General features: G+C 43.5%; 13 protein-coding genes. 10 read left to right on the top strand and 3 right to left on the bottom strand.

Annotated elements, in window-relative coordinates:
- The first annotated feature begins 6 nt into the window (after positions 1-6).
- Positions 7-438 carry a MarR family transcriptional regulator gene (locus tag NSU15_RS29070; protein ID WP_081389929.1) on the top strand — a complete coding sequence of 144 codons (432 nt, stop codon included), beginning with the start codon at positions 7-9 and terminating at the stop codon, positions 436-438.
- 85 nt (positions 439-523) lie between these two features.
- On the opposite strand, the gene NSU15_RS29065 is transcribed toward NSU15_RS29070, so the two are convergent.
- Positions 524-2383 carry an LTA synthase family protein gene (locus tag NSU15_RS29065; protein ID WP_339288441.1) on the bottom strand — a complete coding sequence of 620 codons (1860 nt, stop codon included), beginning with the start codon at positions 2381-2383 and terminating at the stop codon, positions 524-526.
- 283 nt (positions 2384-2666) lie between these two features.
- On the opposite strand from NSU15_RS29065, the gene NSU15_RS29060 reads away from it, so the two are divergent.
- Together NSU15_RS29060 and NSU15_RS29055 are read left to right on the top strand one after the other, a co-directional pair.
- Complete coding sequence (locus NSU15_RS29060) at positions 2667-4979, top strand: helicase C-terminal domain-containing protein (RefSeq protein ID WP_339288439.1); 2313 nt, start codon at positions 2667-2669, stop codon at positions 4977-4979.
- A 53-nt stretch (positions 4980-5032) separates the two neighbouring features.
- Positions 5033-6001, top strand: a complete 969-nt coding sequence (locus tag NSU15_RS29055; protein ID WP_339288437.1) for a Gfo/Idh/MocA family oxidoreductase — start codon at positions 5033-5035, stop codon at positions 5999-6001.
- A gap of 76 nt (positions 6002-6077) precedes the next feature.
- On the opposite strand, the gene NSU15_RS29050 is transcribed toward NSU15_RS29055, so the two are convergent.
- Both NSU15_RS29050 and NSU15_RS29045 read right to left on the bottom strand, forming a co-directional pair.
- Positions 6078-6761 (bottom strand): CidB/LrgB family autolysis modulator, encoded by a 684-nt coding sequence (locus NSU15_RS29050; RefSeq protein WP_339288435.1) that lies wholly within the window; start codon positions 6759-6761, stop codon positions 6078-6080.
- On the bottom strand, positions 6755-7129 hold the full coding sequence (locus NSU15_RS29045) for a CidA/LrgA family holin-like protein (RefSeq protein WP_339288433.1): 375 nt from the start codon (positions 7127-7129) through the stop codon (positions 6755-6757). The genes NSU15_RS29050 and NSU15_RS29045 overlap by 7 nt, the downstream gene beginning before the upstream one ends.
- Positions 7130-7241: 112 nt before the next feature.
- Here NSU15_RS29045 and NSU15_RS29040 point away from each other — a divergent pair, with 112 nt between their 5' ends.
- The 7 genes from NSU15_RS29040 (at position 7242) to NSU15_RS29010 (ending at position 14562) form a co-directional block, all read left to right on the top strand.
- A complete protein-coding gene (locus NSU15_RS29040; RefSeq protein ID WP_042131434.1) occupies positions 7242-8147 on the top strand; it encodes a LysR family transcriptional regulator in 906 nt (301 codons plus the stop codon).
- Positions 8148-8286: 139 nt separating this feature from the next.
- On the top strand, positions 8287-8556 hold the full coding sequence (locus NSU15_RS29035; RefSeq protein ID WP_042131433.1) for an aspartyl-phosphate phosphatase Spo0E family protein: 270 nt from the start codon (positions 8287-8289) through the stop codon (positions 8554-8556).
- A 165-nt stretch (positions 8557-8721) separates the two neighbouring features.
- Positions 8722-10122 carry a DNA-binding protein gene (locus tag NSU15_RS29030; RefSeq protein WP_076120238.1) on the top strand — a complete coding sequence of 467 codons (1401 nt, stop codon included), beginning with the start codon at positions 8722-8724 and terminating at the stop codon, positions 10120-10122.
- Positions 10076-10198: a hypothetical protein gene (locus tag NSU15_RS29025; protein WP_269321974.1), complete on the top strand. Its 123-nt coding sequence runs from the start codon at positions 10076-10078 to the stop codon at positions 10196-10198. The genes NSU15_RS29030 and NSU15_RS29025 overlap by 47 nt, the downstream gene beginning before the upstream one ends.
- A 278-nt stretch (positions 10199-10476) precedes the next feature.
- The gene (locus tag NSU15_RS29020) at positions 10477-10923 is read left to right on the top strand and encodes a MarR family transcriptional regulator (protein ID WP_042132546.1); all 447 of its coding nucleotides are present in this window, start codon (positions 10477-10479) and stop codon (positions 10921-10923) included.
- On the top strand, positions 10916-12676 hold the full coding sequence (locus tag NSU15_RS29015; RefSeq protein ID WP_042131431.1) for an ABC transporter ATP-binding protein: 1761 nt from the start codon (positions 10916-10918) through the stop codon (positions 12674-12676). Before NSU15_RS29020 ends, NSU15_RS29015 begins: the two co-directional genes overlap by 8 nt.
- A complete protein-coding gene (locus NSU15_RS29010) occupies positions 12673-14562 on the top strand; it encodes an ABC transporter ATP-binding protein (RefSeq protein ID WP_339288430.1) in 1890 nt (629 codons plus the stop codon). The genes NSU15_RS29015 and NSU15_RS29010 overlap by 4 nt, the downstream gene beginning before the upstream one ends.
- The last annotated feature ends 75 nt before the right edge of the window (positions 14563-14637 follow it).

Here is a 14637-nt window from a genome sequence, read left to right as displayed (position 1 = left end):
TTAAGGATGCCGCATCAATTAGATCCGTTAATAGAGCGTCTTGGATTATCCATGTGGAGAGTACAGCGTAAGATAATGTCTCAAATGTCATTGCATAAAGAACTTGGACTTACCGTACCTCAGATGGGTCTGTTAAATATAGTAGCGAAAGAGAAAAAGTCGCGGGTGGTACAACTGGCGGAGTCTATGGAGGTCAAATCCAGTGCCATTACTGTGATGCTCGATCGCCTGGAAGCGCTGGGTTTTATTAAGCGTGAGACGGATGGATCGGACCGGAGAGCGGTTGTGGTGACCATCACCGAGCAAGGTCAGCAAATACTTGAAGAAGGACATTTCCGTTCAAAACAGTTGCTTGCTGAGCATTTATCTATACTGAAGCCGGAAGAGCTGCAAAAGTTTGCGGAATACTACCGTATGATCGAGGATCAGAAACGGTAAATCTCTGGCTCTATAGATACAGAAAGAAGGCCACCTTCTCCGGAGAGAAGGTGGCCTTCTTTTGTAATACATATCTTATGATGGCTTAGGGTTTAATTGGTTTGTCTGGCAGCTGCGTAATGTAGCTATGGGAAAGTTGTAGAAGTCTCAATGCTCGATTGTATTCATCCTCAGTGGCAGTCGGTGCTTTTCCATTGTAAATAGGATATTGGGTGTTATCTTCAAAGCTGTTACCCGGAATAAGTAGACCCGAGTTGGAGATGAAAGAACCAGAAGGTAAATAATATCGCTCTGGTAGCAAATTATAAGTCTGACTGAGTAGATCTTGACCGAAAACCAGGTTGTTCTCTAATGAAATTCCAAGAAGACCGGCAGCAGTTGGCATGATATCCACTTCGCCACCGACTTGTTCTAAGGTCTGTGGTGCTGTATTGTCTCCTGCATGAATGAGCAACGGAATGTTTAACATATCCGCATAGGTATATTCATGACCATAGATTTCAGTCATTAATTGTTTATCATCATGATCGAGAGAATAAATTGGTAATCCCATATGATCACCATAAATCATGATCACGCTGTTGTCCCATACGCCATTTGCTTTAAGCTTTTCTACGAAATGTCCAAAAGCATCATCTGCATAGTTCTGGGAACGGATATAATCACCTACAAAAGTGCCTTCATAACGCTCTGGTAGCTTCATGCGGTATTTTTCCTCAGGGATCGTGAATGGATGATGCGCTGACATCGAAATGATTTGAGCATAGAAAGGTTGACCCTCGCTATTCATGTCTTTTAGCTTGTCGGCTGTTTTACTATATAGCGTATCATCAGAAGCCCCAAAGAAGAAAACATCATCTTCACCGAAAAACTTACGATCATAATAATGGTCGAAGCCCAGCGAGTCATACAGCTCACCACGGTTCCAGAACTCTACGACATTGGTGTGGAAGGTTGCGGTCTGATAGCCATTGTCTTTAAGCAAGCGCGGCAGACTTGGAAGCACCTTATCCACATAAGACATGGTTGCCGCTCCACGTGGAGGGATGTAGGCGGAAGTGTTCACTACGAACTCCGCATCCGACGTATTCCCTTGACCAACCATTTGATAGAAATTAGGGAAGTAGAGACTGTCCTTCATCACCTTGTTCAAGTTTGGTGTGATCTCTTGCCCGTCTAGCTTAAGGCCCAGCAAAAAGTTCTGGAAGGATTCCAATTGAATGATAATTAGATTCTTGCCTTTAGCGATGCTATGAAGTGGAGAACTAGCCGCAGTATCAATTCCCTTCACTTGGTTGATGGCATCCTGTGTAATATCACTTGATTGCACAAGCTCCGGTTCTTCTTTCGCAAAAATCGTATAGGCTTCATAATTAAGAATACCCATCTCCTGAGCTTTCTTAATTTCGTTCATACTAGCCTTATTAGGCAAAATGTTGAACAAGCATATACCAAGTGAGACTGCGAATAGAACACTATATTTTATTTTTCCGTTACGACGGTTGATATTTTCTTTCTTATAGACCCGGCCTTTCTTATTAAAGAAGAAATAGCCTCCTAAGACAATGATATCTGTAAAAATCAGCAGGTAGTAAGGATCCATTAGTGAGAATACGCTGTTGCTGACGGCTGTGACTTGATTCACCTGCTCCGCCGCATGGTAAGTTACAATGACTCCATAATATTTAAAATACATGATAGCTGCGAAAAAGATAGCTGTTACTAATAAATTGACTGTCATGTAATATCCAAGCTTTCGTTTGGATGCGAACCGCTCAATAATACAGAAGAGCGCCCAGGCAAAAGGGATTTCTGTCAATAATGACTTCCAAGGCAGTACATCATCAAAAATGACGCCCCAAGCCAAAAATGCTTTTAGAATAAAAAGTATTGTGAAAAACACAAAAGGTTTAATGATCCAACGTTTAATATTAAAGGATGACACAGCTTCCCCCTCTTTCTACATGATAAAACGCCATTTCCCAAATAGGACGAAACAGCGTCAAGACAAAGTGACTCCATAGTAATAAAATTTATTATGCAGGGCTAGCTGGAGAAAGTCAAAAAACGAAAATATAAGTATAAGCTTTGTGGAGCGCGTAAACTTGAATAGACATGGGTGAAAGATCATGTTTATGCTATCACATGGAGTTTTATAACGATTAAAGGACCAAAATAGACATTGGCAATAAAAAGAATATATAGCTAATCAAGGGAGGTGAGGATTGATGGATCATACAGTCACTCTATCCGTTAGAACTCTCGTTGAGTATGTCTTCCGCAGCGGTAGTATTGAGTCTGGATTTCATGGCACTGCCTCTATGGTTGAAGGCACACGAATTCATCAGAAGATTCAAAAGCAATATAAAGAAGGCGACCGCAAGGAGGTCTATCTGAGAACAGAAATCCCTTATGGTAGCTTACTCTATATAGTAGATGGGCGCTGTGATGGTTTGCTTATTTCGGAGGATGGGAGCCTTACGGTAGAAGAAATCAAATCAACCTCCGGACTGCTGGATATGCTGGACGAAGGACATGAGGTACATTGGGCGCAGGCACTGATGTACGCATATATGGTGTCGCTGGAGCAGGAGCATTCCTCTATACAGGTAAAGCTTACCTATGTCCACCGGGCAACGGATGAGCAAAGAAGCTTGTACCGAACGTTGTCTTTAGAAGAATTGACCTCATTCGCTAATGAGACTGTGGCCAGATATGCTCCATATGCCGAGATGATGGTTCGTCATGATACAAAAAAGGAGCAGAGCCTTCGTGAGTTGAGTTTTCCGTTTCCTTCCTATCGAAAGGGTCAACGGCATTTTGCCGGAGCGGTGTACAAATCCATTGTGGAAAAGGTCAGTCTGTTCGCTCAGGCGCCCACTGGTATCGGAAAAACTATGTCGACCTTATTCCCTGTCCTAAAAGCAATGGGCGAAGGACAAGCTAAAGGATTGTTCTATTTAACGGCTAAGACGGTTACCCGTTTTGCCGCGCAGGAAGCAATCTCGCTACTGCTGAAGCAGGGACTTCAGCTGCATGTCATCACACTTACCGCTAAAGAGAAGGCCTGTTTCCGAGAGGAAGGGATTTGCGGCAAGGATTCCTGTCCGTATGCGGATGGCTATTATGATCGGATTAACGATGCGGTAATGGATTTGCTAGAGCATGAGACATTGATGAGCAAAGACACCATAGCAATGTATGCTCACAAACATAAAGTGTGCCCGTTTGAGTTCTCGTTGGATGCAGCCTATGCCTGCGATGCGGTGATCTGTGATTACAATTATATATATGATCCTCGGATCAGCCTGAAACGGCTAACGGAGGAAAGAAAGAGAGAAACGGTGCTTCTAGTAGATGAAGCACATAATCTGGTAGACCGAGGAAGGGAGATGTTCTCCGCCTCTTTGCTGAAGGCGACTTTTCTAGAGCTCCAGCGTCAGTACAAGGGCGTTAACGGAAATTTGAGTACTGCAGCTAAATCGGTGAATGCCTTTTTCATCTCCCTTCGTAAAATATGTAATGATGAGGGACAGGGACAATGGACTGCGTTCCCGGAGGAGTTACCCGCTTTGCTTGAGACGTTCTCCTTGGAAGCGGAACAGGAGCTTATACATCCAAGCACCAGCATTGTTCCTCTGAATGGGGAAGCAGATGGTGAGAATGTTCTCCTGGATACGTATTTTGCAGTGCAAGGGATGCTTCGCACCTTTAAAACTTACGATGAACGCTACATAACCTATGCTGAGGTACGGCGCGGTGATGTGTATCTCAAGCTATTCAATTTGGACCCTTCGCATTTGCTCCGGCAAATGTCCAAGAGCTTTCGAAGTCAGATTCTGTTCTCTGCTACGCTCTCTCCATTATCGTATTATCGGGATATGATTGGTGCAGTGGAGGAAGATTATAGTTTAACCGTCTCATCTCCTTTTCAGAAGGAGCAGTGGGAGGTGACTGTGCTGCCCGTCTCGACACGTTATCATGACCGGGAAGCGTCCCTCCTTCCGTTGACTCGGGCGTTGAACCAAATGGTTTCTAGGAAGGGCAATTATCTGGTGTTTTTTCCATCGTACCTTTATTTGCAAAATGTATATCAAGCCTTTACGGATAATTACCCCGAAATACGGACTTTGATACAGGACACAGGAATGAGTGAGCAGGCTAGAGAAAGTTTTTTGGCTTCATTTCGTCCGGATAATGACGAGACGCTGTTAGGATTTGCTGTACTAGGTGGGATTTTTTCAGAAGGTGTGGATCTGCCGGGAGACCGTCTTAACGGGGTAATGGTTGTCGGTGTGGGTCTGCCACAGCTAGGTCTTGAGCGTAATCTCCTGCGTCAGTATTTTAATGGCAAAGGTAAGAATGGCTTTGATTATGCCTATGTCTACCCAGGAATGTGCAAGGTATTGCAAGCCGGAGGCAGGTTGATTCGCAGCGAGACGGACACAGGCATTATTGTGCTTGCAGATGATCGCTTTTTGCAGAGTCCTTATATGCACTTGCTTCCCGAAGAATGGAGAGATTATCTTATCCGCTCATAAGAGGGTATAATCTATGAAAAGGTATTCATAATCAATCGGCAGGAGGAAAAAGAATGACATTAAAAGTGGGTATTGTGGGTACGGGCTGGTTCTCTAAGGTACATGCTGATTTGCTGGCAGAGATGGATGATGTCCGTTTGCAGGCGGTCTGCGGAAGCAGTAAGGCTAAAGGCGAAGATATGGCACGTCCATACGATGCTGCTGGATATGGTGATATTACGGAGATGCTGGATGCGGAGAAGCTCGATGCTGTTTATATTTGTGTGCCTCCACAATCTCATGGCGCGATGGAACGATCATTAATTAAGAGGGATATTCCCTTTTTTATAGAAAAACCGCTTAGTATGACTACTGAAATTCCCGCAAGCCTACTTCAGGATATCAAAGAACATAATTTGTTAACCTCGGTAGGCTATCATTTTCGCTATCAGGAGAACATTAAACGTCTGAAAGAAACTTTGCGTGGTGACAAGGTCGGTATGATTATGGGGCAATGGATGGGCGGCATGCCAGGCGTAGCTTGGTGGCGTGATCAGAAGCAATCCGGAGGACAATTCACAGAGCAGACTACACATATCGTCGATTTGGTGCGCTATCTAGCCGGAGAAGTAAAGGAAGTCTACGGCATGTTCGGAAACCGGATTATGCATGAGCAGCATGAAGGTGTGAGCGTGGCAGATGTAGGCACCGTATCCTTGAAGCTTGAAAATGGAATTATTGCTAATATTTCAAATACATGCGTTTTACCTGATGAGGTGGGAAGTGTAGGTCTTAGCTTCTATAATGATCGGGGACTTTTGGACTGGAACCCGGATCGTCTCTTGGAAGTGCGAAGCGGCAATAGTACCGAATTTGAGAATACAGGAAACCCATATTTAGTAGAAAGTGAAGCCTTCATACATGCTGTACGGACGGGCGATCGCTCGCGCATTTTATGCGACTATGAGGATGGATATAAAACCCTCAAAGTCACCTGTGCAGCCTACGATTCAGCGCAAAGCGGATTGCCTGTTAAGTTCTAAGGTTCAATTCATAGAAAAAGGACATGCTACTTTAGATGTACTAAAGAGACATGCCCTTGGCCCAAGCTGGGTTAGCCTAGTGGAGGAATATCGCGAGCAAAGCTGGCGCCACGCCGATAGATAACAGCGCAGACAGAATCATCGCAATACTGGAGATGGTTCCGGTCAGTGAACTAAGCTCGAAGGCTTTGGATGTTCCTGTACCATGTGCAGCGGTTCCCAGCGATACACCGCGCGCAATTTCATTCTCAATGCGGAAGATACGAAGTACAGTTGGGCCCATCATTGTGCCAAGTATCCCGGTAATAATGACGAATACTGCCGTGATACTTGGTACACCGCCGATACTTTGCGAGATGCTCATAGCGATCGGTGTGGTTACCGAACGTGGTACCAGACTAGCTGCCAGATCGCCGCTAACATGCAGCCATTTGGCCAGCAGAATGGAAGAGATCACCGCAACTATCGTCCCTGATAGCACGCCTGCTGCAATTTCGCCGGCGTGCTTTTTGAGTACCTTGAAGTTCTTATGCAAAGGGATGGCAAAGGCCATGGTTGCCGGTTGCAGCAAATCCGTCAGCCATTTTCCTCCCGCATTGTAAGAGTCATAAGTAATACCGGTTATGAGCAGGATGACGATCATAATCACCGGTGTGATGATTAATGGAGAGGTGTAGACTTTACCAGTAGAAGCATAGATACGTTTCGCGAGTAAATATACCGCGACCGTGAGACCAAAGAACAGCAGAGCGTTTAACATGATCTTTTCCGCTCCTTCGCTTTATAAATTCTACTGGTAAGTAATCCGGAACTGGCCATTACAACAAAAGTGCCCAAGACGACAACGGCAAGAATGCGTAATCCATCCGTTTCCAGAATATTAGCGTATTTCATTACACCTATAGCCGATGGAATGAAGAACAGTAGGAGCTCGGCGAGTAACCAAGAAGCGCCAACCTCTACCCAATTCAGACGAATAACACCGAACTCAAGCAGGAGAAACAATATAATCATTCCGAGTATGCTTCCGGGAATAGGGATATGCAATAATGGGGTCACAGCATTGATAAGTAAAGAGAATAATGTAAGTCCCGCTACCTGCAGCAAGCCTATAACAATCTTTTTCATAAGGCTTCGCTCCTTTCATGATAATGAAAGTTTACATCAATTGTTTTCATAGGTAAAATGAATAGATCGAATAAGTGACATTCCTTTTGTCTATGGATTAGGAGGCGAAATAATGGATATCCGGCAATTAGAATATTTCGTTCAAGCAGCAAGAATGAGAAGTTTCACCAGAGCTGCTGAATCACTATATATAACACAGCCTACGATCAGTAAAATGATCCGGAATATGGAGACCGAACTAGAGGCAGACTTGTTTTACCGTGAAGGAAAAAGTATAAGACTTACAGACGCGGGGGAAATTCTGTTCACCAAAGCGCAAAATATCGTGGAGTCTTTCGCTAGCTTGTCTTCCGAACTGGATAACTTACGAAATCTGGAGCAGGGTCACATCCGCATAGGCTTACCTCCAATGGTAGGGGCGAGCTTTTTTCCATCGGTGATTGGTCAATTTCATAAACGTTATCCACAGGTTACGATTCGTCTCCATGAAGATGGGGCCAAAAAAGTGGAGGAAGATGTAGAAACGGGACTGCTGGACATTGGAATGGTCGTGTTGCCTGTAGATACAGCCAAGCTTCATTGTTTCACCTTTGTTGAAGAGAAGCTGAATCTTATTTTGCCTATGGGACATCGGCTGGCCGAGGCGGAGCTTGTTCCGCTAAGTGAGTTGGCAGAAGAGGAGTTCGTGCTATTTCGAGAGGATTTCACGCTGCATGATCGGATTATTACGGAATGTGTGAAGGCTGGATTTCAGCCGAAGGTGATATATGAGAGTTCACAATGGGATTTAATTAGCAAGATGGTAGCCGCGGGAATGGGGATCGCATTATTACCGGAAACTATTTGCCGTGACATGGACCGCTCGCGATTGGTAGTCATTCCTTTGACAGATCCGGTAATTCCATGGCAGATTGCTATGGCATGGCGTAGAGACCGTTACTTATCTTTTGCAGCACGTGAATGGATTTCCTTTGCAAAGGGACTACTGAGAGAACAGTACCCTAATGAACTTCCCTAAGATTCAATGGATCACTCTGGACAAATAGGAATTTTATTATTGTAGATACAATGCATTTTTTTCTTTTTTTTTGAAAATATGTTTTTTGGTATCATGGATTATGATAGGTGGAGAAGTTGATAGAGAGAAGGAGAGAGTTGTGACATTATATCAAGGTTCTTCCGAGAATATTTATAGAAGAGACTACAGAGAAGATGAACTGTTTGTGACTATAGAGAGCCTTAGATGTGAATTGCTGGAAGTTGCGGAGCAACGGAGTCTTAGTGACCATGCAGTATTAGAGCTAAGCGAGCGATTGGACAGCTATATTTTGCTGGCACAACATAAGATGATGGAGAATTTGCGTAGTCGCAAGTCAGGCGCAACGCCCTACGGCAGAAGCTCAAAAGCCGCTATTACAATAAGTTAAACTCGATACATCCATAGAATTACACTATTACAAAGATCCAACCGATAAAGAGGAGAGAAATACGCTCCTCTTTTTGTCGTACAATCTATTGGTTGTACAATCCATAACTTTCACCTATAATGTCAATTAATAGAATCTTTTCAAGTCAAACTTTGGGGGTGCCGAGTGGAGGGAAAGTTAACAACTATACGCTCAGAAATTGAGAAAAATCTGTCCCGCTCCGGCCATAATCTCGCCTCATTCGCAAAAATTTGTGGCCTGAATCGTGGAAGTCTCAGCGCAATCCTGCATGGGAATCCACCGAAGCCTATGTCCCTGGGACAAATAGATGCAATCATTAAAGCCTTTGGTTTTCCGGATGGTTGGTTGTATCCACTGTACGTTGATGAATGCTTCAATGAGGAGAAGGTCTCACGCCGCAGGGTGGAGCCTTTTTTAATACGCTGCGCTGAATTGGGCAAGCAGCAATGCATAGATGAAACATTAAATAGGTTATTGGAATATCCGAAATCGCTGGATATTGTTTATTCAGTGGCTGATAAATTGTTTAATAAAGGAAAAGTGAATGAATCTATATTTTTCTATAAAGTTGTAGCAGAGAATGAGTCCGACAGTTACTCAGAGAGATTGGCGATCAGTCATTTTCGTATATTTAGATCGATGCAATCGATAGTGGATACAGATGAGAAATTACGAGCGGTGATCACCTTTGGACCATTTAGAGGCCGTCTTCCTGAGGATATGCAATTGGATGGTCTGCTTATGCTATCACAATTATGCTACGGTTTGCGTAGATGGGTAGATATGGAGAACTTTGCTGATGAACTGAGAACCCTGGCGAATGCCGTGTATCGTGATCAACTGCGAAAGAGTAAAGGTAGACGAGTTGAAGATCTTCGTACAGAACGTCCGCTCATTGTCTATTATGGTCATGGATATTTGCTTAAAGCGACTGCTCTAACCAAACAAGGTAAATATGAAGCAGCGAAAAAGTATACTGCAGGCTATGCTGATCTGAGCTGGTTTGAAATGATGAATGAGGAAGGCCGTGAAGCTGTAGAGCATTTCCGGTTGTTTGCAACTGCTAATAGCTTTACACTGGAGATGTTAGAGGGGAATGTGTCTGTTTTACCGGAATATACAGCTTTTTTGGCTGATCATCCTGGTGAAATTTTGGTAGGTCTTATTACTATTATGGATGCAGCTAATCGCCATGGGTTCTCTGCAGACAGTGTGCTTTCACGTTTTTCGCGCGAGATGTTGCGATTTGAGGAGTTTCAGGAGCCTAATAATGTGGATCGTGTATATCGGTTAAACTATCAAGTTGCGATGTATCTCATAACCCGAAAAAAGTACAGTACAGGCGTGGATTATATCATTCAGTGTTTGGAATTAGCTATTAAGCAGAACAACGGAAAAGATTTTATTAATTGTGTAACCTTATTTGAGACTAATAGGGATTATGCAACTACTGATCAGCAGACCAGATATAGAAATTTGATAAGGGAGGTGAGACAGCATGAAAAAATCACTATTGATGATGGCAAGTGTGTTAGCATTGTTTAGCTTCATCATTATCGGACCTGTAGGCTCTGGAAGCCAAGGCGGTATTACGACTTACGAGCACGGAGCTAATTGGTAGATTGAAACGATCTATTCAGTATTTTTATAATACAGAGTAATACATATACGAAACTGGACTCCCTTGCCCTTGAGCTTGGGAGTTTTCTTTTTCGTAATAATTGATAGCGTATTCAAAATTTGACAAAGCGTTGCACCGAAAATATAATTAGGTAGCCTAAATAATATAGTATTTAATAATTAGTCGACCTAACTAAATTAGAGGTGAAGGAAATTGGGATAAACGGAGGAAATACAGAAGATACTGAAAATTCAGTCGCACACAAGCTTTTTGCGGCGATGAAAAGGCTGCATAAAGGCCAATGGCACAAGGGTGTTGAAGGCCATAAGCCGAGTGAGATGACTTTAATGATATGCATTGAAAAATGGAATCATTCTGATGATGAGGGTCTAAAGATATCTGAGATCAGCCGACTTCTCGGATTCACACCTCCAACTATTACGCAGTTGATTAATAGTCTTGAGGCGAAACAAATGGTGGAAAGACACGCAGATCCTTCGGACCGGAGAGTCGTACGCGTGAAATTGACGGAGAGCGGAAAAAAACTCACACGAAGAGCAGAGCAATATAGAGATGCAATGCTTGATGAGCTCGTACAGTACTTAGGTGAAAAAGAGACTAAGCAGCTCACAGAACTGTTGCTGAAAGTACATGCATTCGTTGAGGATAATCCGCCACCTAATTGGGATAGGCTACAAATGAACGGAGATGAGAAGCTTGATTAAATTATTTAAACAACTGAAGCCATTTCGAGTAGCTATTGGTGCTGTATTAATTCTAGTGTTCTTGCAGTCCATGGGCGACTTATACCTCCCTACGCTGATGTCCGACATCGTGGACAAAGGAATTGTTCAAGGGGATCGTACTTATATTTGGAAAATAGGTAGCTTCATGCTTCTAGTTGCAGGGGGCGGGGCGTTATGTTCAGTCATTGCCAGTTACTTATCGGCAAAAGTGGCAGCGGGGTTCGGTAAACTTACCCGTGCTCGTGTGTTTAACCATGTAGAGAATTTTACGCTGCATGAGTTCGATAAGCTCGGTACTGCATCCTTAATTACACGTACAACGAATGATATTACGCAGGTGCAGACTGTACTTACCATGATGCTGCGTATGATGATTGGTGCACCGATGATGATGATTGGTGGTATCATCATGGCGGTTTCTGAAGATGCGAAATTATCCTTGATCTTCGTAGTAGTAATTCCGGTACTCGTAGGCGCAATTTTCTTCATTGGGATGAAGGGATTACCGTTGTTTAAAGCGATACAGGTTAAGCTGGATAAATTAAATCTGGTGCTGCGTGAACATTTGACAGGTATCCGTGTTATCCGTTCATTTAACCGAATTGATCATGAGAATAAGCGTTTCTCCGAGGCTAACCGTGATCTGACAGACACAGCGATCAAAGTAAATAAAATTATGGCCGGTTTAATGCCGCTTATGATGATTGTTATGAACTTTTCCATGATCGCAATTCTTTACTTTGGTGGAATCCGGATTGGCGACGGCGATTTACAAGTCGGCTCACTGATGGCATTTATTCAATATGCGATGCAAATTATGTTCTCCCTGATTATGGTATCGATGATGTTCGTGTTGATTCCTCGTGCTTCAGCTTCTGCCTTGCGTATCAATGAAGTGCTCGATATGCGGCCGGAGTTCACAGATCCTTCAGAGAGTGAATTGCAAACAACGGCTCAAGCTACTAAAAAAGATGGCCGTGATCATATGCGTGGTTTTGTTGAATTTGATAATGTTTCCTTTTCTTATCCTGGCGCGGAACAACCTGCACTTTCGAAAATTAGCTTCAGTGCTCGTCCGGGTGAAGTTACTGCCATTATCGGCGGTACAGGTTCGGGTAAATCTACGCTGCTTAGCTTGATTCCAAGGTTCTATGATGTTAATGAAGGCGCGGTACGTGTGAACGGAGTAGATGTACGTGAAATGACACAAGAAGAGCTACGGAGCAAAATTGGTTACATCCCTCAAAAAGCGGTATTGTTCTCAGGTACGATTAACGAAAACATTCGCTACGGTAAAGAGGATGCTACCGATGAAGAAATTATTCATGCAGCCAAGGTAGCTCAAGCCTACGATTTCGTGTCAGCCATGAAAGATGGGTTTGATTCTGAAATTGCTCAAGGCGGAAGTAATGTCTCCGGTGGTCAGAAACAACGGTTGTCCATTGCACGTGCTCTTGTGAGAAAACCTCAAGTTTATCTGTTTGACGACAGCTTCTCTGCACTTGATTTCAAAACAGATGCTAAGCTTCGCGCGGCACTCAAAGATGAAACCACGGAATCCACTGTTCTAATCGTAGCTCAACGGGTTAGTACCGTTATGGATGCCGACCGGATTATTGTTATTGATGAGGGTGAAATCGCCGGAATGGGCACTCACCGTGAACTGCTCGCGAGCAGTGATGTGTACCGCGAGATCGTATCCTCGCAGCTGTCAGAGGAGGAAATAGCATGAGCGAACAAAACAATAAACCTGTAGCTCCGCGCGCCCACAAAGGTCCAGGACCTGGTGGCGGTCCTGGCATGCGGATGCCTGCAGAAAAGGCTAAAGACTTTAAGGGTACACTTCGTCGTCTGATTAAGTATTTAAGACCTCGTATGGTTCAATTAATCATCGTTTTGGTTATGGCTATTGCCAGTACTGTATTCAGTATTTTCAGCCCTAAAGTTATGGGTAAAGCAACAACTAAACTGTTCGAAGGTGTTTACGGCAAATTAATGGGTGTCGAGGGAGCCTCCATTGATTTTGGATACATTAATGATATCCTGATCATACTTGCCGGTCTGTATTTGCTTAGTGCTCTGTTCAGCTATATTCAGCAGTATGTAATGGCTGGTGTAGCTCAGAAGGTCGTTTTCGACATGCGTGAGCAGATTAACAGTAAGCTGGAACGGTTGCCTTTGAAATATTTTGATTCTCGTACCCATGGGGAAATTCTAAGCCGTGCTACGAATGATGTGGATAACATCAGTACAACACTGCAACAGAGCTTAACTCAATTGATTACTTCTATTGTCACCATTATCGGTGTCATTATAATGATGCTTACCATCAGCCCATGGCTGACGTTGATTACGATTATTACGTTGCCACTTAGCTTCGTTGTGATTATGGCTATTTCCAAACGTTCGCAGACTTATTTTGTCGGACAGCAGAAATCGCTTGGTCAGTTGAATGGTCATGTAGAAGAAATGTATACAGGTCACCGGATTATCAAAGCATTTGGTCGTGAGCCGCAATCCCTTAAGGATTTCGATGAAATTAATGATAAGCTTTACGATTCAGGCTGGCGTGCCCAATTCATGTCCGGTATGATTATGCCGCTCATGATGTTTATTGGTAACTTGGGTTATGTAATGATTTGTGTAGTCGGCGGTATCTTTGTTACTAAAAAAATGATCGATGTCGGGGATATTCAAGCTTTTATTCAGTATTCCCGTCAGTTCACCCAGCCGATTGCACAAACGGCTAATATTGCTAATATTATTCAATCCACTATCGCTTCTGCAGAACGTGTATTTGAACTTCTGGATGAAGAAGAGGAAGTTAAGGAAGTTAATACTACACTTGCGAAGCTTGATGAAGGTACTCCGGAAGGTTCCGTTGAGTTCCGTCATGTGAAATTCGGATATAAAGAAGATGCGATTCTGATTGAGGACATGAATATTGAGGTTAGTCCAGGTCAGACTATAGCGATTGTCGGTCCTACTGGTGCTGGTAAAACCACTCTGATTAACCTGTTGATGCGCTTCTACGAGCTGAATGATGGGGAAATTATTATTGATGGAGTGAATATTACCAATATGAAACGCAGTGACCTGCGCAGCAAATTCGGTATGGTGCTGCAGGATACCTGGCTGTTCAATGGTACGATCCGTGATAACATTGCTTACGGACGTGAGGGTGCTTCAGAAGCTGATGTGGTACGTGCTGCTAAGGCTGCTCATGCCGATCACTTTATCCGCACACTTCCGCTCGGCTATAATACGGTGTTAAATGAGGAAGCTTCTAACATTTCACAAGGGCAGAAGCAGCTGATTACAATTGCTCGTGCCATTCTGGCCGATCCATCGATCCTTATCCTTGATGAAGCAACAAGCAGTGTCGACACACGGACAGAATTATTAATTCAAAAAGCAATGAAGGCATTGATGCAAAACAGAACCAGCTTCGTAATTGCTCACCGTCTTTCGACGATTCGAGATGCCGACCTGATCCTTGTTATGAATCAAGGTAGTGTAATCGAGAAGGGCAACCACGAGGAACTGCTTGCACAAGGCGGATTCTATGCTGATCTTTACAACAGTCAGTTCTCCGAAGGTGATTTGGACGCAGGCTAAATTGAAGTGAAGAAAAAATTATAGCAAACTATAAACCCCTCCTTTCACATTTTGCTGATTATTTATGTGAAGGAG

The sequence above is a fragment of the Paenibacillus sp. FSL E2-0201 genome (genome assembly GCF_037963325.1).
In the GTDB taxonomy this organism is placed as follows: domain Bacteria; phylum Bacillota; class Bacilli; order Paenibacillales; family Paenibacillaceae; genus Paenibacillus_AQ.
The sequence above is the reverse complement of the archived record's forward strand: the minus strand, read 5'-3'. Positions and strand labels throughout refer to the sequence as shown.

Excerpts from the sequence above, each read along its gene's own strand:
- NSU15_RS29040 (WP_042131434.1), top strand. The coding sequence starts at position 7,242 with ATGGATATCCGGCAATTAGAATATTTCGTTCAAGCAGCAAGAATGAGA.
- NSU15_RS29055 (WP_339288437.1), top strand. The coding sequence starts at position 5,033 with ATGACATTAAAAGTGGGTATTGTGGGTACGGGCTGGTTCTCTAAGGTA.
- NSU15_RS29070 (WP_081389929.1), top strand. The coding sequence starts at position 7 with ATGCCGCATCAATTAGATCCGTTAATAGAGCGTCTTGGATTATCCATG.
- NSU15_RS29060 (WP_339288439.1), top strand. The coding sequence starts at position 2,667 with ATGGATCATACAGTCACTCTATCCGTTAGAACTCTCGTTGAGTATGTC.
- NSU15_RS29025 (WP_269321974.1), top strand. The coding sequence starts at position 10,076 with ATGAAAAAATCACTATTGATGATGGCAAGTGTGTTAGCATTGTTTAGC.
- NSU15_RS29020 (WP_042132546.1), top strand. The coding sequence starts at position 10,477 with ATGAAAAGGCTGCATAAAGGCCAATGGCACAAGGGTGTTGAAGGCCAT.
- NSU15_RS29010 (WP_339288430.1), top strand. The coding sequence starts at position 12,673 with ATGAGCGAACAAAACAATAAACCTGTAGCTCCGCGCGCCCACAAAGGT.
- NSU15_RS29045 (WP_339288433.1), bottom strand. The coding sequence starts at position 7,129 with ATGAAAAAGATTGTTATAGGCTTGCTGCAGGTAGCGGGACTTACATTA.
- NSU15_RS29050 (WP_339288435.1), bottom strand. The coding sequence starts at position 6,761 with ATGTTAAACGCTCTGCTGTTCTTTGGTCTCACGGTCGCGGTATATTTA.